The 17,284-nt window shown below is 71.8% G+C and carries 18 protein-coding genes; 11 read left to right on the forward strand and 7 right to left on the reverse strand.

Going from position 1 to position 17,284, the window contains the following annotated elements:
- Positions 1-14 precede the first annotated feature (14 nt).
- Positions 15-578, forward strand: coding sequence for a MarR family winged helix-turn-helix transcriptional regulator (locus tag IE251_RS08270; RefSeq protein WP_189752255.1), 564 nt, complete (start codon positions 15-17; stop codon positions 576-578).
- Here the strand turns inward: IE251_RS08270 and IE251_RS08275 are convergent.
- Positions 527-1,588 (reverse strand): aminotransferase class V-fold PLP-dependent enzyme, encoded by a 1,062-nt coding sequence (locus IE251_RS08275; RefSeq protein WP_189752256.1) that lies wholly within the window; start codon positions 1,586-1,588, stop codon positions 527-529. The two genes, IE251_RS08270 and IE251_RS08275, sit on opposite strands and share 52 nt — an antisense overlap.
- 144 nt (positions 1,589-1,732) lie before the next feature.
- Positions 1,733-2,452 (reverse strand): DsbA family oxidoreductase, encoded by a 720-nt coding sequence (locus tag IE251_RS08280; RefSeq protein WP_189752257.1) that lies wholly within the window; start codon positions 2,450-2,452, stop codon positions 1,733-1,735.
- A gap of 187 nt (positions 2,453-2,639) precedes the next feature.
- Here IE251_RS08280 and IE251_RS08285 point away from each other — a divergent pair, with 187 nt between their 5' ends.
- The gene (locus IE251_RS08285; RefSeq protein ID WP_189752258.1) at positions 2,640-3,419 is read left to right on the forward strand and encodes a DUF6461 domain-containing protein; all 780 of its coding nucleotides are present in this window, start codon (positions 2,640-2,642) and stop codon (positions 3,417-3,419) included.
- Positions 3,420-3,486: 67 nt separating this feature from the next.
- Here the strand turns inward: IE251_RS08285 and IE251_RS40860 are convergent, their stop codons facing one another.
- From IE251_RS40860 to IE251_RS08300, 3 genes are all read right to left on the reverse strand, one after another.
- Positions 3,487-3,684 (reverse strand): class I SAM-dependent methyltransferase, encoded by a 198-nt coding sequence (locus IE251_RS40860; protein WP_229896679.1) that lies wholly within the window; start codon positions 3,682-3,684, stop codon positions 3,487-3,489.
- 152 nt (positions 3,685-3,836) lie between these two features.
- Positions 3,837-4,121 carry a UCP032817 domain-containing protein gene (locus IE251_RS08295; RefSeq protein WP_189752259.1) on the reverse strand — a complete coding sequence of 95 codons (285 nt, stop codon included), beginning with the start codon at positions 4,119-4,121 and terminating at the stop codon, positions 3,837-3,839.
- A gap of 23 nt (positions 4,122-4,144) precedes the next feature.
- Positions 4,145-5,476 carry an NsdA family TPR-like regulatory protein gene (locus tag IE251_RS08300; protein ID WP_189752260.1) on the reverse strand — a complete coding sequence of 444 codons (1,332 nt, stop codon included), beginning with the start codon at positions 5,474-5,476 and terminating at the stop codon, positions 4,145-4,147.
- A gap of 319 nt (positions 5,477-5,795) precedes the next feature.
- Here IE251_RS08300 and IE251_RS08305 point away from each other — a divergent pair, with 319 nt between their 5' ends.
- From IE251_RS08305 to IE251_RS08315, 3 genes are all read left to right on the forward strand, one after another.
- The gene (locus tag IE251_RS08305) at positions 5,796-5,981 is read left to right on the forward strand and encodes a hypothetical protein (protein WP_189752261.1); all 186 of its coding nucleotides are present in this window, start codon (positions 5,796-5,798) and stop codon (positions 5,979-5,981) included.
- 523 nt (positions 5,982-6,504) lie between these two features.
- The gene (locus IE251_RS08310) at positions 6,505-7,419 is read left to right on the forward strand and encodes a radical SAM/SPASM domain-containing protein (protein ID WP_189752262.1); all 915 of its coding nucleotides are present in this window, start codon (positions 6,505-6,507) and stop codon (positions 7,417-7,419) included.
- Positions 7,420-7,426: 7 nt separating this feature from the next.
- Complete coding sequence (locus IE251_RS08315; RefSeq protein ID WP_189752263.1) at positions 7,427-8,227, forward strand: protein kinase family protein; 801 nt, start codon at positions 7,427-7,429, stop codon at positions 8,225-8,227.
- 151 nt (positions 8,228-8,378) lie between these two features.
- Here IE251_RS08315 and IE251_RS08320 read toward each other — a convergent pair whose 3' ends face one another.
- Entirely contained in the window at positions 8,379-9,377 is a 999-nt protein-coding gene (locus IE251_RS08320; protein WP_229896662.1) for a GlxA family transcriptional regulator, read from the reverse strand.
- A gap of 49 nt (positions 9,378-9,426) precedes the next feature.
- On the opposite strand from IE251_RS08320, the gene IE251_RS08325 reads away from it, so the two are divergent.
- Complete coding sequence (locus tag IE251_RS08325; protein ID WP_189752264.1) at positions 9,427-10,803, forward strand: MFS transporter; 1,377 nt, start codon at positions 9,427-9,429, stop codon at positions 10,801-10,803.
- Positions 10,804-11,057: 254 nt separating this feature from the next.
- On the opposite strand, the gene IE251_RS08330 is transcribed toward IE251_RS08325, so the two are convergent.
- Positions 11,058-12,587 (reverse strand): aldehyde dehydrogenase (NADP(+)), encoded by a 1,530-nt coding sequence (locus tag IE251_RS08330; RefSeq protein ID WP_189752265.1) that lies wholly within the window; start codon positions 12,585-12,587, stop codon positions 11,058-11,060.
- Positions 12,588-12,731: 144 nt separating this feature from the next.
- On the opposite strand from IE251_RS08330, the gene IE251_RS08335 reads away from it, so the two are divergent.
- The 5 genes from IE251_RS08335 (at position 12,732) to IE251_RS08355 (ending at position 17,278) form a co-directional block, all read left to right on the forward strand.
- Positions 12,732-13,505, forward strand: coding sequence for an IclR family transcriptional regulator (locus IE251_RS08335; RefSeq protein ID WP_189752266.1), 774 nt, complete (start codon positions 12,732-12,734; stop codon positions 13,503-13,505).
- 52 nt (positions 13,506-13,557) lie between these two features.
- A complete protein-coding gene (locus IE251_RS08340) occupies positions 13,558-14,061 on the forward strand; it encodes a GNAT family N-acetyltransferase (RefSeq protein ID WP_189752267.1) in 504 nt (167 codons plus the stop codon).
- 65 nt (positions 14,062-14,126) lie between these two features.
- A complete protein-coding gene (locus IE251_RS08345; RefSeq protein WP_189752268.1) occupies positions 14,127-15,581 on the forward strand; it encodes a peptidoglycan D,D-transpeptidase FtsI family protein in 1,455 nt (484 codons plus the stop codon).
- Positions 15,582-15,860: 279 nt separating this feature from the next.
- Positions 15,861-16,430, forward strand: a complete 570-nt coding sequence (locus tag IE251_RS08350; protein WP_189752269.1) for a SigE family RNA polymerase sigma factor — start codon at positions 15,861-15,863, stop codon at positions 16,428-16,430.
- The gene (locus IE251_RS08355; protein WP_189752270.1) at positions 16,427-17,278 is read left to right on the forward strand and encodes an anti-sigma factor; all 852 of its coding nucleotides are present in this window, start codon (positions 16,427-16,429) and stop codon (positions 17,276-17,278) included. The genes IE251_RS08350 and IE251_RS08355 overlap by 4 nt, the downstream gene beginning before the upstream one ends.
- Positions 17,279-17,284 lie beyond the last annotated feature (6 nt).

Genomic DNA, 17,284 nt, shown 5'->3' on the forward strand with positions numbered 1-17,284 from the left:
CGCGGGAGCCACCCATGGACGCGAGCAACGGACCGGCGACGGCGGACGCCGCCCGGCACTCCCACGCCGAGCTGCCCGCCGCCGCCCGGGGCGGGCCGGTCGGGCACGCGCTGAGCCGGGTGGCGCGGCTGCACCGCACGGCCGCCGCCGGACTGCTGCGCGGGCTCGGCCTCTACCCGGGCCAGGAGCTGGTGATGATGCACCTGTGGGAGCGCGGCCCGGCCCGGCAGTCGGAGCTGATCCGGCTGCTCGGGCTGGACCCGTCCACGGTGACGAAGATGCTCCAGCGGCTGGAGCAGGCCGGCCATGTGCGGCGGCTGCCGGACCCGGCGGACCGGCGCGCGGTGCTCGTGGAGGCCACGGAGTCCGGGGCGCGGCTGCTGGACGAGGTGGCGCGGCTGTGGACCACGCTGGAGGAGGAGAGCTTCGCCGGGCTGACGCCCGCCGAGCGCGAGCAGCTGCTGGGGCTGCTCGGCCGGGTCGAGGCCAACCTGTGCGCGTCGGCCGCGCGGGAGGACCGGGACGGTCAGGCGGACAGCGCGGCCAGCAGGCGGTCCACGTCCTCGGGCGTGTTGTAGAGGTGGAAGGCCGCGCGCAGGTTGCCCGCGCGGTCGGAGACCTCGATGCCGGCCTCGCTCAGCTCCGGCTGCCGGGCGCCCAGTCCGGGCACCGAGACGATCGCCGAGCCGGGGGCCGGCACCGGCTCGTGGCCGAGCGCGGCGAGCCCCGCGCGGAACCGGTCGGCGAGCGCGGTGTCGTGGGCGTGGATCGCCGGCACGCCCAGTTCCTCGACGAGTTCGAGGGACCGGCGCAGTCCGGCGAAGGTGAACAGGGCGTGGGTGAGGTCGAACCGCCGGGCGGAGTGGGCGAGTTCGGCCACCGGTCCGTAGCAGCTGTCCCACGGGTGCTCGGCCGCGACCCAGCCCGCGAGCAGCGGGGTGAGTCCGCCGAAGTCCTCGGGCACGGTGAGGAAGGCGGCGCCGTGCGGGCCCAGCAGCCACTTGAAGGCGACGCTCGCGGTGAAGTCGTAGGCGTCCGCGTCGAACGGCAGCCAGCCGGCGGCCTGCGAGAAGTCGACGTAGGTGCGGGCGCCGTGGACGCGGGCGGCCTCGCGCAGGGCGGGCAGGTCGGCGAGCCGGCCGTCGGCGGACTGCGCGGCGCTGACCGCGACGAGCGCCGTGCCCGGCCGGACGGACTCGGCGATCCGCTCCAGCGGGACCGTGCGGACCTTGAGGTCGCCGCGGACGTGGAACGGGTTGAGCACGGAGGTGAAGTCGTCCTCGGCGGTGAGGACTTCGGCGCCCGCGGGCAGCGCGGCGGCGATCACCCCGGTGTGCGCGGCGACCGAGGCGCCGGCCGCGACCCGGGTGGCCGGGACGCCGGCGAGCCGGGCGAACGCGGCCCGGCTCGCCTCCACGTCCTCGTACAGCGGGGTCAGCGGCCGGCCCTCGGCCCGCAGCAGCGCCGCCTCGTTCAGGGCGGCGACGGTACGGGCCGGCAGCAGGCCGTTGCTCGCGGTGTTGAGGTAGGTGCTCCGGGGCCGGAACTCGGCGCGGACGAGGCGGTCGAAGGTCTCCGTGGTCTGCATGGGACCACTCTGCGGCCCCCGGAACTCCCCGTCCATTGCGTAATTTTGCGTGGCAGCGGTAAGGGACGCTTATACGAAGCGTGTGACCTGCGGTTTCACCGTGCTGCCTGCCGATTCCGAGCTCGGCCGTGCCGCCTGCCGTTCTCAGCCGTGCTGCGGGACCGCGCAGCCGTCCGGGCCGCAGGCGTCGCCGCCCCCCTGGCCGACCAGCCGCAGCGGGGAGCGCTCGCCCCAGGCCTGGGTCAGCGCCTGGGTGAAGACCTCGGCGGGCTGGGCGCCGGAGACGCCGTACTTGCGGTCGAGGACGAAGAACGGCACGCCGGTCGCGCCGAGCTGGGCGGCCTCGCGCTCGTCGGCGCGTACCTCGTCGGCGTAGGCGTCCGGGTCGGCGAGCACCGCGCGGGCGGCCCCGGCGTCCAGTCCGGCCTCGGCGGCCAGCTCCACCAGACGCTCGTCACCCTCGGTGAAGAGGGACCGCTCCTCGGCGAAGTTGGCCCGGTACAGGAGCTGGATCAGCGCGTCCTGCCGGCCGTGCTCCTTGGCGAAGTGCAGCAGGCGGTGCATGTCGAAGGTGTTGCCGTGGTCGCGGTCCCGGGTGCGGTAGTCCAGGCCCTCGGCGGCGGCCTGGGCGCCGAGGTTGTCCTCGCCGGCCTGGGCCTGGGCCTCGCTCATGCCGTACTTCCTGGTCAGCATGGTGATCACCGGCTGCACATCGCCCTTGGCACGGCCCGGGTCCAGCTCGAAGGAGCGGTGCACCACCTCGACCTCGTCGCGGTGCGGGAAGGCAGCCAGCGCCTTCTCGAAGCGGGCCTTGCCCACGTAGCACCAGGGGCAGGCGATGTCGCTCCAGATCTCGACGCGCATGTCTTCGGCTCTCTCCAGGTCGTACGGTACGGCCGTGGGGGATCTCCCCGGGCCTGGTATGTGAACGTTCAAACAGGCCGGGGTATTCCCGTGTCCGCGGTCCGGCGGCTCGGGTCCTGAGTATCGGCTCCAGCCGCGAGAACCGGCATATCGGGCACTGTCAGAGGCGTCGGGCACACTGCGCCGTATGAGCCTGGTGACCGCGCACGACTACGCCTGGATCCGCACCTCGCCGCTCTTTCGCCACATGATGGGGAGCGGATACACCCTGACATTGATACGGGGGCGGAGCCCGCAGGAGGTGCTGCGTGCGATGGAGGCGGAACCGCGCGGCACCGGGGAGGGCACGGCCGGGCTGATCGAGGCGGATGACGCCCACCGTGCCGAGGTGGATGACGACTACGGGGACGATTCCTACGTCGCGGGCGCCTTCCGGGCCCCGGGCGAGGACGGCGACTGGACGGTTGTCCTCGGCTTCGACGGTGGCCTTGGGGTGCCGTGCGCGAAGGCGCTGTCGGAGGGCGGCCGGGTCGTGGCGCACTCGAGCAACGGCGGCAAGCCCATCCACCTCTTCCACTGGTTCGAGGACGGTGAGCTCCGCACGACGTTCGAGGAGCCCTCGGCACGCGACGGCGGCAGCCCCGATGAACTGGTTCCCCTGTTGCGGGAAGTCGGCTTCCCGCTGACTCCCGAAGGAGAGCACGACGCCAGCGCCCCGATCGTCGACGGTAAGGCGGCGGTTCTCGCTCTGGCCGAAAGACTCACCGGCGTACGTGTCACCGAATCCCTGCTCCGGGACGCCACGTACGAACTGGGACTCCTCCCCGAACATCCCGCCGAGGAGTGGACCGGCCTGGTCATCGACATCACCGATGCCCACGGAGAGCGTCTGCACAAGGAATGGACCTACGAGGAGATCGCGGCGGCTTCCGACCGCGCCGGGCGGAGGCGAACGCACCGGTCGTGATCACTATCCGGCATTCGTTGTAACGCACTGCCCTGGGGCTCTCTGTATTCCACCTTGCGGCTACCGGTCAGGCAGCGCGGCGCACACCACGAACGAACAGGCGAGGGCGTCGCCCTGGTGTAGCTCCATGCCGTCCACGTCGGGGCCAGCGCTCACGAGCCTTGTCGAGCTGCCGCCCCGACAGGTCGATCCCCACCGACTTCATGCCGAGGGTGGCGAGGTGGGAGGCGTTCCCTCCGGACCCGCATCCCAGGTCGAGCGCCATGTCCCCCGGCTTCAACGCCGTCACATCAACCCCGGGCCCGTGGTCCGGGAACTGGGTCCAGCTGAACCACGTCGTCTCGCCCTTGGCGTTGGACCGTCGTCGTTGCGGCTTGCTCTGCGCGTACTCGTCCCAAGCGGCACTGCGGTCGTCAGTCACGACCTGTCCGTTCTCTTCGATGCGCTCAGCCGCCCGGCACGCGTGAAGCCGGCCGCGCGGATCTTCCACCCCGTCAGGGCCAGGGCCTTGAGGCCCTCCTCGGGGTTGTGCCGGCCCCTGTCGGGGACGTGGTGGATGAATCGCCCGTGGGCCGCCCAGAAGTCCGCGTGCGGCTTCGTGTGGAGGACGAACCCGTGCCAGAACTGGTCCACGCGGAGGCTGGGGGTCATCTTGTCGTCGGTCGTGCAGGTCGCGGCGAGAAACGCTGCGAGCTGGTTCACGCCGTGCTCGCCGAGGTCGTCGGTCAGCTCCGGCCGGGCTTCATCTGTCGCGCCCGGTCGTACAGCTCGGCTGCCCCAGGGTGGCGAAGGTGGGGCCGGATGAGTCGGCGCATGTTCGCCATGCGTTCGTCGGCACGGCCCGAGTGAACGAGAGGGTAGTCGTCCAGGGCTTCGTGCCAGGTCTTGACGGCCTCTTCGAGGTGTCCCACCTGAAGCTGACGTTCGGCCAGCAGGGCACGCATCCTGACGTTTCCTCGCCGGTATACGGCGAAACGGAGCCGGTTGCTCTCCTGTAGGGATTCGATCGATCCGTGTATGTCGCCCAGCTCGTAACGAACCTGCGCAATGTGGTAATTAAGCGCGGCCGGATCGTACGAGCCGAGGGGCTTGCCCCTGCTCTCGGCCCGGTCCATAGCGGCTTCGGCTTCCCGGATGCGCCGCATGGCAGTTGTCCGGTCCCCTTCCTGCGCTGCGGCGTGAGCCTGTTGCCCGGTCAGGAAGGCCAGCATGCGGGGGCCGGCTTTCGGCGAAGCGACGGCTGCCGAATCGGCCAGCTCCATGGCTCGTCGGCCGTGACCGAGGTCGACGGCCTGAACGCTCATCCCCCTGAGTGTGGTGCAGTAAGTCAGGTGATCCTCGGCGGCCCCCGCCAGTTCGAGGGCCTTCAGGTAGTACTTCTGCGCCAGGCCGTGAAGCCCTTCGTCAACGGCCATGTACCCCGTGAGGTAGCACAGATCGGAAGCGGCGGACAGCATCGCTTTCCGTACGTCTTCGGGGGCGTCCGCCCGAAGGTAGGGCGCAACGGTGTTCACGAGGAATGAGGCGGCCAACGGGCGCGCTGTGCGGCCCCCGAATTGGTCGTCCAGCTCCGACACCTTCTCGGTCATCTGAACGACCATGTCGACTTCGCCGAATCCGATGCGAAGCCCTTTGCCCTTCTTCACGGCCTCGGCTCGACCTACGACGTCCGGCCATCCGGGAATCGTGAGCGCAACGGAGTAGAGCCCGGCCCCGAGGACGCTTCGGCGGGACGGATCCATGTCAGCCCTTCCGAGATCTACCAACCCTTCAACGGTACTTGATGGGGATGGCAGACCGTGCGGGACAGGGAGGCCGGCTTCGGCGTGCGTGACCTGGCGACCGAGGCGGCGGGAGAGGGCTTCCAGGATCAGCGGTCGTACCTTCTCCACGGGCGTGTGCCCACCGAGCCACTTACTGACATTGCTCTTGTCGCTCCGAACGGCCACCGCAGCTTCGCCCCCGGCCCGGTTGACCGCCGTGGCCAACTGCCCAAGGGTCCAGCCGGCTTCCGCGAGAAGGCGCTTCAACCCCTCGTTCGGTCGCCGCTCGGTCATGCCCCACTCCCGAACTTTCCACGCTTTCAACTCGCGCTGACTCCCCAACAGTACCGCTGCGAGTCACAGCTTGGTTACGTAGGGCGACAACGTCAGTGAGAGGTCATGGCATGTCTGCACAACAGGTAGCTGAAGCGCCCCCCTCGAACCGGTTGCCGTCGAGGGGTGCCGGGTCTGTGCGGTCAACTCGCGGTCTCGGGCGATCGCTCGGGACGCGGGTGTGCCCACGGCCGTGGCGTACTTGCAACGCGGAGATCAGGAACCATCCGCACCGGTCGCCCATCGTTCGCCGCCCGCTCCGCGCGCTGGGGATCGCCGTATGACGGCCCCCGTTGCGGTCAAGGTGGATCACGCACCGGTCGACGGTCGTCCCATCTACGCAGCTCTCGACAAGGTGCGCCCAGCGGCCGTCATCCCCGGCGGCTCCACCAGCGTGCGTAATCACAGCGAGCAGATCGGCAACCACCCCCACCGGCGCGCCACCGACTGGAAGGCGGCACGGTGATGCGGCCCGGTGGCGTGACAGTTGAGGACTTGCTGGACGCTTGGCTGTACGAAGCCAATCCGGTGCCCGGTTGTGAGAATTGTTCCGCCGAGAAGCGCAAGCTCGACCAGGCCGTGGCCGCCGGCGACCGGCCCGCCCGATTCGCGGCGGCCCAGAGCATCCGGCGGTGCAGACACGGAACCGGGGCGTGACCACCGCCCCGGAACGCCCCCGGAAGAAACGCCGTGCTGGCCGACGACCGTTCGACCACCCTCGGCCGGTCCACTTCGGCGAGTGGTGGGACTCCATGGCGACCAGTGCTCGGGATCGCGCTGACCTTCGCGGTCTGCGCAACGACCCTGGAACGTGGCCGTCGATGAGCCTCACCTCATCACCTACCGCACCCTCTGAACTCCCCTTACGGGCGTGACGATCCGCCGGTAAGGGGCAATCCGCCCCGGTTGTGCGCCAGGGGGCCGCGTGGCCGGGGCGGAATCCACCGCAACACCTCTGTTCGGCAACGACCAACCAGAGAGGTACGCACATGACCGCCATCGCGGAGAAACCACTCATCAAGATCACCACTACCACCGGCTTCGTATGGCTGGACCTCACTCGGAAGTGTCAGCTCGACTGCGGCCACTGCCACAACGACTCGGGGCCGACCGGGACGCACGGCACCATGACCGCCCAGGACTGGAGGCGCGTACTCGACGAGACCGCCGCAGCCGGCATTCCCCGCGTTCAGTTCACCGGGGGTGAAGTCACCCTGCACCCCGACGCGCCCGCCTTGGTCGACCACGCCCTGACCCTCGGCCTGGCCGTCGAGGTCTACAGCAACATGGTGCACCTGAACGCCGACTGGTGGATGCTGCTCCAGCGAGACGGCGTCAGCCTGGCGACCTCGTACTACGGCTCCGAAGTCGCACACAACACAGTCACGCGGCGGAACAGCCACGCGCGAACGCGGGCGAACATCGCGAGGGCGGTGAGGGAGGGTATCCCGATCCGCGTCTCCGTGATCGTCTCCGATCCTGCCGATACAGGCGACGGCGTGCGGCAGGAGCTGACGGGCCTCGGCGTCAAGAACGTGCGCGTCGACCACGTCCGACCCTTCGGCCGTGCGGCGAACGGGCAGCAGCCGTGCGCCGACGGCTTGTGCGGACGGTGCGGGGACGGGCGGGCGTCCGTCGGCCCGGACGGCAAGGTGTCGCCGTGCGTGTTCTCCACCTGGATGGGCGTGGGGAACGTTCACGACGCGCCGTTCGACGCTATTCTCGGCGGCCCCGAGATGGCGCAGGCCAACGCGGTCATCCGGCAGGCGACGCGCGGCGTTTCCCCCTCTCGTGGCTGTGGCCCGGACAGCCCGTGCGGTCCGGACAACGAAAGCGACGAGGGCCCCGACAACGGAGAATGCACCCCCGGTTTTCCGGGCAGTTCGTGTTCCCCGAGGAACTGAGCGGCATATGAACGCAGATACTCCAGAGTCCGAGATCCTTCCGCTCATCCGACGGCACACAGGCGAGGTCAGCGGCATCCGGCGGACCGAGCGGGGCTTCAGCTCGGACCTGACCGCCCTTGTGGACTGCGAGAAGGGAGTGTTCTTCGTCAAGGCGGTCCGCAACCGTGCAGGGGGGCGGCGTACGTCGCTGATCCGGGAGCAGATGATCAATGACTACACGAGCCCGCTCGCGCCACCCCTGCTCTGGGAGGTCGAAGACGACTGGCTGGTCCTGGGCTTCGAGGCGGTTCGGGCGCGGACGGCGGATCTCGCGCCCGGCTCCCCGGACGTGCCGAAGGTGGTCGATCTCGTCTGCCGGATCGGGGAATTGCCCCTCCCCCCGGTCGCCGAGCACTGGACCGAGACCCGGTGGGACCGCTTCACGGCAGACCCCGCCGAGGCGTCGTTGTTCCGGGGTGACTCCCTGCTGCACACGGACATCAACCCGGACAACTTCCTGATCGGCTCCACGCGGAGCTGGGTGGTGGACTGGGCATGGCCCACCAGGGGCGCGGGATTCATCGACGTCGCCCTCCTGGTCGTGCAGCTCATCGCGGCCGGCCACGATCCGGGCCACGCCGAGCGGTACGCCACACAGTGCCGTGCGTGGCGGCAGGCTCAGCCCGGGGCAGTGGACGCCTTCGCGGCGGCCGGCCTGCGCATGCACCGGTCCTACGCGGAGCGCAACCCGGATGCCGAGTGGCTGAACGCCATGGTCGCCGCCTGCCAGGCGTGGACGGATCATCGCGGAATCGTCGTCGGCTGACGGGTGCGGAGGAAAGCCCCACGCCGGAGCCGAGGTGTCCGACGCTGTGCCAGGACTGATCACCGTTCACGGGATGCCGGTTGCGGCGGAACTCCCGGCTGATGTGGAGGGCTGCGGCCCGGCTCGGCCGCGATGGTCCGGACGGCGGCCTTCAGGCCACGGCGGGAGTGCCGGGCCTGCCCGTCTGGCCGTGCCTGCTGAACTGCGCCCGGTACGCGCTCGGGGTGAGGCCGGTGCGGCGGACCAGGTGGGCGCGCAGGGAGTCGGCGGTGCCCAGGCCGCAGGCGGCGGCCACCTGGTCCATGGGCAGCCGGGTGGTCTCCAGCAGCTCCTTCGCCCGCTCGATGCGCTGGTGCAGCAGCCACTGCAACGGGCTGACCCCGCTCTCCGCCTGGAACCGGCGGGTGAGGGTGCGTACCGAGACACCGGCGTGCCGGGCCAGGTCGGTCAGGGTGAGCGGCTTGTCCAGGTTGCGCATCGCCCAGCCCCGGGTGTCGGCGCAGGCGGTGCCGCGCTCGGGCGGCAGCGGGGTCTGGGTGAACTGGGTCTGCCCGCCGGGCCGGACCGGCGCGACCAGGGCGAGCCGGGCGACCTCGTTGGCGACGGCGGCGCCGTAGTCGGTGCGGACGATGTGCAGGCACAGGTCGATCCCGGCGGCGTAGCCGGAGGCGGTCAGCAACGGGCCGTCCTGGACGAACAGGACATCGCCCTGGAGGTCGATGTCGGGGTGGCGGCGGCGCAGCTCCCCGGCCTGCGCCCAGTAGGTGGTGGCCTTGCGGCCCTTGAGCAGGCCCGCCTCGGCGAGCGAGAAGGCGCCGGAGCAGATGGAGGCGATGCGCTTGCCCGCCGCCGCGGCCTCGCGCAGCGCCTCGACCACCCGCGGGTCCGGGGTCAGGGGCCGGCCGGTGCCCGCAACGATCACGGTGTGCGCCTCGCGCAGCGCCTCCAGGCCGTGGGGCACGTACAGGTCCAGCGTGCCGGTGGTGGGCATGGGGCCGGACTCGGGCGCGCAGATCACGACCTCGTAGCCCGGCTCGCCGTCGACCCGCACCTTGTCGAAGAGCAGCTCGGGGATGGCGAGGTTGAACATCGACACGGGCGGGGACGCGACGACGGCGACACGCAGCATGGCCAGAACCTCCGGATGCATGGCATTCAGGCCACTACTGTATGCCCGAGATGACCAGCACCATGGCCGCATGCCGAACGCCAAGACTCTGACCACCCCTCAACTGACCGGCCCCGACGAGGAAACGGGCACCGCGCCCGTACTCACCCTCGTGGCGGCCATCCTCGGGACCGCCCTGATCACCCTGGACTCGACGATCGTGACCGTCGCCCTCCCGGCGATCGGCTCCTCCCTCGGCGGCGGGATGTCCGGGCTCCAGTGGGTGGTGGACTCCTACACCCTCGCCCTGGCCGCGCTCATGCTGTCCACGGGCGCCTTCGCGGACCGGGCCGGGGCGAGTCGCGCGTACGCCCTGGGCGTCACGGTGTTCACGCTCGCCTCGGCGGCCTGCGGGCTCGCGCCGGGCCTGCCGGCGCTGATCGGCGCGCGGACGGTGCAGGGGGCGGCGGCGGCCGTGGTGCTGCCCGCCTCGCTGGCCCTGGTGCGCCAGGCCTACCCGGATCCGGCCCGGCGCGGCCGGGCGGTGGCCACCTGGGCGGCGGGCGGCTCGACGGCGCTGGCCCTCGGTCCGGTGGCGGGCGGAGTGCTGACCACCTGGTGGGACTGGCGGGCGATCTTCTTCGTCAATCTGCCGCTGGGCATCGCGGCGCTGGTCCTGCTGGTACGCGCCCCCCGCTCGGCGCGCCGCCCGGCCCCGCTGGACCTGCCGGGCCAGGCGACGGCCGTGCTCGCCCTGACCGCGCTGACGTTCGCGGTGATCGAGGGCGGTACGGCGGGCCTCGTCTCCGGTGCCGTGGCCGTGGCCGCCGCCGTCGGGTTCGTACGGATCGAGACGCGGCGGCCGCACCCGGTGGTGCCGCTCGGCCTGTTCCGCGACCGGACGGTGCGGCTGGCCGTGGCCACAGGGTCGGCGGCCAGTGTGGCGTTCTACGGGATGGTCTTCCTGTTCTCGCTGTTCTTCCAGCAGGTGCAGGGCCGTTCGGCGCTCGCCGCCGGGCTGCTGTTCCTGCCCATGACGGGGGTGATCGCGACGACGAACGTGGTGTCCGGCCGGCTCGCGGGGCGCTACGGCGCCCGGGTGCCGCTGCTGGCCGGGCAGGCGCTCGCGGTGGCGGGCCTGCTGACCCTGTTCACCGTGGACGCCGGCACCCCGGCCGCGGTGGTGGCCGTGCTGCTGGTGCCGATGGCCGTCGGTGTCGCGCTGGCCATCCCGGCCCTGACCGCGGTGCTGCTGGACGCCGTGCCGGCCGAGCGGGCGGGGGTGGCCGCCGGGGTGCTCAACGCGGCCCGGCAGGTGTCCGGCGGACTCGGGATCGCGGTGTTCGGCGCCCTGGTGGACGGCGGTTTCACGGCCGGGCTGCGGGCGAGCCTGACCGTGGCGGCGGTCCTGCTCGCCGTGACGTTCCTGCTGGGCTGCCGCCGGGTCACCGCTCCAACCGCCCGCTGAACCACCGGGGCAGGCGGGCCACCGCACCAGCCGCCCGCAGAACCCCAGGGCAAGCGGGCCACCGCACCAGCCATCCACCGAACCACCAGGGCAAGCGGGCCACCGCACCAGCCATCCACCGAACCACCAGGACAGGCGAGCCACCACTCCAGCCGCCCGCAGAACCCCAGGGCAAGCGGGCCACCACTCCAGCCGCCCGCCGATCCACCGGAACCGGCGGGACGCGCGAAATCGCTACAGCCGCGCCCGGCGGATTACCGCTCCAACCGCCCATTGAACCGCCGCGGCAGGCCGAGCGGGTTGTCGTCCTTCAGTTCGGCCGGCAGCAGCGCCTCCGGCGCGTTCTGGTAGACGACCGGCCGCAGCCACCGCTCGATGGCGGTGCCGCCCACGGAGGTCGAGGTGGAGGTCGTCGCCGGGTAGGGCCCGCCGTGGTGCTGGGCCGGTGCCACGGCCACCCCGGTCGGCCAGCCGTTGACCAGGACCCGGCCGGCCAGCGGGGTCAGCTCGGCGAGCAGCTCCGGCCCCCGGCCCTGGCCCGCGGCCTCCTGCGAGGAGAGCTGGACCGTCGCGGTGAGGTTGCCCGGGAGCCGGGACAGGACGGCCTTGGCCTCCTGCTCGTCGGCGTAGCGGGCCACCACCGTGACCGGTCCGAAGCACTCCTCCAGGAGCAGGTCGTGGTCGCCCTCCTCGGTCAGCTTCGCCGCCGGCACGGTGAGGAAGCCCGGGCTGACGGAGTGCTCGCCGCCCTCGCCCGGGGTGACGGGCGCGTCCACGTCGGGCAGCTCGGCGCGTTCGGCCACGCCGGCGATGAAGTTGTCCCGCATGCGGTGGTCGAGCAGCACCCCGGCGTCGGTGCCGGCGACGGCGTCGGCCAGCGACTTCACCAGCTGGTCGCCGGCCCCGCCGGAGGGCACCAGCACCAAGCCGGGCTTGACGCAGAACTGGCCGACGCCGAGGGTCATCGAGCCGGCGAGCCCGCCGCCGATCTCCTCGGCCCGCTCCGCCGCGGCGGCCTCGGTCACCAGGACCGGGTTCAGCGAGCCGAGTTCGCCGTGGAACGGGATCGGCACCGGGCGCGCGGCGGCGGCGTCGAACAGCGCCCGGCCGCCGCGGACGGAGCCGGTGAAGCCGGCGGCGGCGACCAGCGGGTGCTTGATCAGTTCGATGCCCGCCTGGAAGCCGTGCACCAGGCCGACGACGCCCTCGGGGATGCCGTGCCCGGCGGCGGCCCGGCGCAGTACCTCGGCGACCCGCTCGGACAGTGCCGGGTGATCGGGGTGGGACTTGACCACGACGGGGCAGCCCGCTGCGAGCGCGCTCGCGGTGTCGCCGCCGGCGACGGAGAAGGCGAAGGGGAAGTTGGAGGCGGAGTAGACGGCGACGACGCCGAGCGGCACCTTGTAGCGCCGCAGGTCCGGCACGGGCGGGGTCGCGGTGGCGTCGGGGTGGTCGATGACGACGTCCAGGAAGGCGCCCTCGTCGACGATGTCCGCGAAGGCCCGCAACTGGTAGACGGTGCGGGCGAGTTCGCCGGAGAGCCGGACCTGGCCGAGGGCGGTCTCGGCGTCGGCGGTCTCGACCAGCGTGTCCCGGGCCGCGTCCAGGCCCGCGGCGGCCGAGCGCAGGAAGGCGGCGCGGACCGCGCGGTCGGCGAGCGCCTCGCGCGCCGCCTCGGCCGCCCGGACGGCCGCGTCCACCTCCTGGGCTGTGGCCTCGACCGCAACCTGTTCGCGCTGCTTCCCGGTGCGCGGGTCGACACTCCAGACTGGTGCTGCTGCCACCGCGGGTCCCTCCAAAAGGCCGCACTGATTGAACCTGTGCGTCACCCATCAGCCGCGTTCGATATACTGAACACTGTCTCTGATGATGAACGCTGCTCGGAGACTATATATCTCGGTCCTCGTCGAACGAAGGGGTCAAGGGCGATGACGGCAGGCGACACAGGGGGCGGGGCGCAGGTCAAGTCCGCGGTACGGACCGTGGAATTGCTCGAGTACTTCGCCGGCCGGCCCGGTATGCACTCCCTCGCGGCCGTCCAGGAGGCCGTGGGCTATCCCAAGTCCAGCCTGTACATGCTGCTGCGCACGCTGGTGGACCTGGGCTGGGTGGAGACGGACGCCACGGGCACGCGGTACGGCATCGGGGTGCGGGCGCTGCTCGTCGGCACCTCCTACATCGACGGCGACGAGGTGGTGGCCGCCGCCCGCCCGACCCTGGACCGGCTCTCCGACGACACCACGGAGACCATCCACCTGGCCCGGCTCGACGGCACCAACGTGGTCTACCTGGCCACCCGCCAGTCCCAGCACTACCTGCGCCCCTTCACCCGGGTCGGCCGCCGGCTGCCCGCCCACTCCACCTCCCTCGGCAAGGCGATCCTCGCCACCTACACCGACGAGCAGGTGCGCAAGCTGCTGCCGGAGACGCTGCCCGCGCTCACCGAGCACACCCTCACCGACCGGGAGCGGCTCATCGAGGAGCTGCGCCAGATCCGGGAGCAGGGCTTCGCGGTCGACCGCGAGGAGAACACGCTGGGTCTGCGCTGCTTCGGCGTGGCCATCCCCTACCGCACGCCCGCCCGGGACGCCATCAGCTGCTCGGTCCCGGTGGCCCGGCTGACCCCGGCCCACGAGCAGATGATCAAGGACGCGCTGTTCGACGCGCGCGACCGGCTGACCCTGGCGACCCGCCGGCTGTGAGCCGGGCGAGCCCAGGTGTGCGTCCCGGGAGAGCACACCTAGGCTCGGCCCCATGGAGATCGCGCTGCGCGCCGTCCGGGACAGTGACGTGCCGGTGTTCCACCGCCAGATGACCGACCCGGAGGCCGTCCGGATGGCCGCGTTCGGCCCGGAGGACTGCACCGGCCCGGAGGCCTTCGCGGCGTACTGGCGACGCCTGCGCGCCGGCCGCGCCGTCCTGCGCACGGTCCTGGCGGACGGGGCGGTGGCGGGCAGCGCGGTGGTGTACGGGGAGACCGGCGAGCGCGAGGTGTCGTACTGGATCGACCGCGCGTACTGGGGCCGGGGCGTGGCGACGGCCGCGCTGCGGGCCCTGCTCGCCGAGGTCCCCGAACGGCCGCTGTACGCCCGGGCGGCGGCCGACAACACGGGTTCGCTGCGCGTCCTGGCCAAGTGCGGCTTCCGCGAGACGGCCCGCGCCCGGGGGTTCGCGAACGCGCGGGGCCGGGACATCGAGGAGGTCGTACTGGTGCTGGAGGGCGGGGCGGACGGCCGCCCGGAGGCCGCCGCTTCCTGAGGACCGGATGAAAAAGCGGGGCGTACGGGAACGACCGGCACCGTTCCGCTCGTCTTCCGTGCGGGATGAACAAGACGATCAGGCGGGCGTCCGTCTTCGCGCTGCTGCTCGTGCTCGCCCTGCTGGTCAGGGCGACATGGCTGCAGTTCTACGACGGCCAGGCCCTCGCGGACGACAAAGACAACCGGCGGAACGTGATCGCGACGTACTCGCGTCCCCTGGGGAACATCATCGTGGCCGGTGAGGCGATCACCGGTTCGGCGAGGACGAAGGGGAGCGATCTCGCGTACAAACGGACGTACACGGACGGCGAGCTGTACGCGCCGGTGACCGGCTACGCCTCGCAGGCCTACGCCCCCACCCAGCTGGAGGGCATCTACACGGACCTGCTCAACGGCACGGACAACCAGCTCAAGACGGTGATGGACACCGTCACCGGTGAGCGCCCCGACCCGGGCAACGTGCTCACGACGATCGACCCGGCCGTGCAGAAGGCGGGCTATCGCGCGCTGGGGGGCAAGAAGGGCGGGGCCGTCGCGATCGACCCGAAGACCGGGAAGATCCTCGCGGTGGTCTCGACACCCTCGTACGACCCCTCCGCGCTCACCGACGCGAACAACGCGGGCAAGGCGTGGAAGGCACTCAACGCGGACAAGGACAAGCCGCTCACCAACCGCGCGCTGCGCCAGCCGCTGCCGCCGGGCTCGACGTTCAAGCTGGTCGTCGCCGCCGCCGCGCTGGAGGACGGGCTGTACAAGGACGTGGACCAGCCCACCGACAGCCCCGACCCGTACATCATGCCGGGCACGGTGCAGCCGCTGAACAACGAGAACAAGTCGGCGCCGTGCAAGAACGCCTCCATCCGCGTCGCGCTGCGCTACTCCTGCAACAACGTCTTCGGTCACATGGCCGTCGAGCTGGGGCAGGACAAGGTCAAGGAGATGGCCGAGAAGTTCGGCTTCAACGACGACGAGCAGGACGTGCCGGTGCGCGCCTACCCGAGCGTCTACCCCTCCGACATGGACAAGGCGCAGACGGCCCTGTCGGGCATCGGCCAGTTCGACGTCACGGCCACCCCGCTCCAGATGGCCATGGTGTCCGCGGCCATAGCCAACGGCGGCAAGCTGGTCTCGCCGCACATGGTCTCGCGGATCACCGACAGCGGCGGTGACGTCCTGAAGGACTACGACGACGACACCGACACCTCGGAGATCATCGGCTCCACCACCGCCGAGCAGCTCCAGTCGGCGATGGAGACGGTGGTGAAGGACGGTACGGGCACGAACGCGCTGATCGACGGGGTGACGGTCGGCGGCAAGACCGGTACCGCGCAGCACGGCGAGAACAACAGCAAGACGCCGTACGCCTGGTTCACCTCCTACGGCAAGTCGGACTCGGGCGGCAAGGAAGTGGCCGTCGCGGTCATGGTGGAGCAGTCCGACGCGGCCCGCTCCGAGGTGAGCGGCAACGGCCTGGCGGCGCCGGTGGCGCGGGCCATGATGCAGGCGGCACTGAAGTAGCACCGCCCGTGGCGCCCCGGCAGGGGGCGGGGCGCCACGCACTCCCCCGGCCCGTCCGGCGCGGCTTCCCCCTCCTTCTCCCTTCCTCGTGAACCCTCTTCGGGTCGTTTCCGTGTTCCCTCAACGGGTTCGGTCGGTCATACGGTGTCCGACCCCCCGTACGAGAACGCCCAAACGATCACTGCTACGCTTCCGGATCTCCGTCCGGGCCTCCCTGGACCCTCGCATGTCATTCACATGACACTCACTTCCAGAGCGCGCATCGAGAAGAGGTCACCCGTGGGCACAGTCGTCGACGACGCCGCCTCCGTGGAGTTCCATGCCTTCTTCGAACGGCACTACGCCGAACTGGCCCGTCTCGCCCACCTGTTGACCGGCGAGGCGGACGCGGCGGACGACCTGGCGGCCGACGCGCTGCTGGCGCTGTGGCACCGCTGGGACCGGGTGCGCGCCGCCGACCGGCCGGTGGCGTACGCGCGGGGCGTGGTCGCCAACCTGGCCCGCACCCGGATCCGCGGCGCGGTGCGCGAGCGGCGGCGGATCGCGCTGTTCTGGCCGCGCGGCGAGGAGCGGACCGAGAACCCGGACGTCGCCGGCGTGGTGGACGTCCAGGAGGCCCTGCGCAGGCTGCCGTTCCGGAAACGGGCGTGTGTGGTGCTCCGGCACGCGTTCGACCTGTCGGAGAAGGACACCGCGCTCGCGCTCGGGATCTCGGTGGGTACGGTTAAGAGCCAGACGTCCAAGGGCATGGCCGAACTCCAGCGGCTGCTCGGCCCGCAGGGCGACCCGCGGCGGGTGCACGCGGCGATGGCGGCCCGGGGCGGCCAGAGCGGAGGAAGGAACCGATGAGGCGGCAGGACGTGCACGACGAGCTGCGCGCCCGGCTGCACGAGGCGGCCGAGGCCCATGAACCGGACCGCGCGCGCATCCTGGCCCGGGTCGAGCGCGGCATGGCCGAGCCGGCCCGCCCCGGCCACCGGGCCGTGCGTCCGCCGGTGCTGGGCTGGTTGCGGGTGGTGTCCGCGACGGCCGCGGTGGCCGGTGTGCTCGCGGTCGGGGGCTACGCGGTGGCGTCCGCCGTACGGGACGATCCGCCGGCCCGGCGGACGGTGGCGGTGTCGCCGACGCCCAGCGCGTCACCGGAGCGCTCCACGCCCCCGGCGCCCCCCGCCCCCACGGCGCGCCCGACGCCCGGCGAGGCCGCGGGCGAGCCGTCCCGCACGCCGTCCTCCTCCCCCTCCTCCTCCGCCACCCGGGGCGCCACCACCCCGGCCGCTCCGCCGCCGGCCCGCGCCGAGCGGAACGGCCCCCTGTGGTCGGACGGCTCGGTGGACCCGCACAGCAACGACTTCTGGGCGCAGAGCAATCTGACCCTGAAGACGTCCGTGCCACTGGAGTCGCTCACCGTCGAGCTGAGGATCGCGCAGACCGGCGGGGTGACCTCCACGGGCGCCTGGCGCTCGCTGCCCGAGACGGACTTCGCCCAGGGCGTCGTCGAGCGGGACGGGTTCGTCGTCTACACCTGGACGCTGAAGCCGGGGCGTACGGTGCCGGCGGGCGAGTGGGTGTTCGCCGGGCAGTACGACCACGCCCGCGGGGGGCGGGACGCCAAGGACGACGGCTATGTCATGACGGGGACCGCCGACGGCCACACCTACACGGTGACCGGCGACTTCGCCCCGCACGACCGCTCCTGAACCCTG

It is taken from the genome of Streptomyces eurythermus (assembly GCF_014649115.1).
Taxonomy (GTDB): domain Bacteria; phylum Actinomycetota; class Actinomycetes; order Streptomycetales; family Streptomycetaceae; genus Streptomyces; species Streptomyces eurythermus.

Coding starts and splice junctions, on each gene's coding strand:
- IE251_RS08275 (WP_189752256.1), bottom strand. CDS start 1,588: ATGCAGACCACGGAGACCTTCGACCGCCTCGTCCGCGCCGAGTTCCGG.
- IE251_RS08355 (WP_189752270.1), top strand. CDS start 16,427: ATGAGGCGGCAGGACGTGCACGACGAGCTGCGCGCCCGGCTGCACGAG.
- IE251_RS08340 (WP_189752267.1), top strand. CDS start 13,558: ATGGAGATCGCGCTGCGCGCCGTCCGGGACAGTGACGTGCCGGTGTTC.
- IE251_RS08280 (WP_189752257.1), bottom strand. CDS start 2,452: ATGCGCGTCGAGATCTGGAGCGACATCGCCTGCCCCTGGTGCTACGTG.
- IE251_RS40860 (WP_229896679.1), bottom strand. CDS start 3,684: ATGGCGCTCGACCTGGGATGCGGGTCCGGAGGGAACGCCTCCCACCTC.
- IE251_RS08320 (WP_229896662.1), bottom strand. CDS start 9,377: ATGCATCCGGAGGTTCTGGCCATGCTGCGTGTCGCCGTCGTCGCGTCC.
- IE251_RS08345 (WP_189752268.1), top strand. CDS start 14,127: ATGAACAAGACGATCAGGCGGGCGTCCGTCTTCGCGCTGCTGCTCGTG.
- IE251_RS08285 (WP_189752258.1), top strand. CDS start 2,640: ATGAGCCTGGTGACCGCGCACGACTACGCCTGGATCCGCACCTCGCCG.
- IE251_RS08315 (WP_189752263.1), top strand. CDS start 7,427: ATGAACGCAGATACTCCAGAGTCCGAGATCCTTCCGCTCATCCGACGG.
- IE251_RS08305 (WP_189752261.1), top strand. CDS start 5,796: ATGACGGCCCCCGTTGCGGTCAAGGTGGATCACGCACCGGTCGACGGT.
- IE251_RS08270 (WP_189752255.1), top strand. CDS start 15: ATGGACGCGAGCAACGGACCGGCGACGGCGGACGCCGCCCGGCACTCC.
- IE251_RS08310 (WP_189752262.1), top strand. CDS start 6,505: ATGACCGCCATCGCGGAGAAACCACTCATCAAGATCACCACTACCACC.
- IE251_RS08300 (WP_189752260.1), bottom strand. CDS start 5,476: ATGACCGAGCGGCGACCGAACGAGGGGTTGAAGCGCCTTCTCGCGGAA.
- IE251_RS08325 (WP_189752264.1), top strand. CDS start 9,427: ATGCCGAACGCCAAGACTCTGACCACCCCTCAACTGACCGGCCCCGAC.
- IE251_RS08335 (WP_189752266.1), top strand. CDS start 12,732: ATGACGGCAGGCGACACAGGGGGCGGGGCGCAGGTCAAGTCCGCGGTA.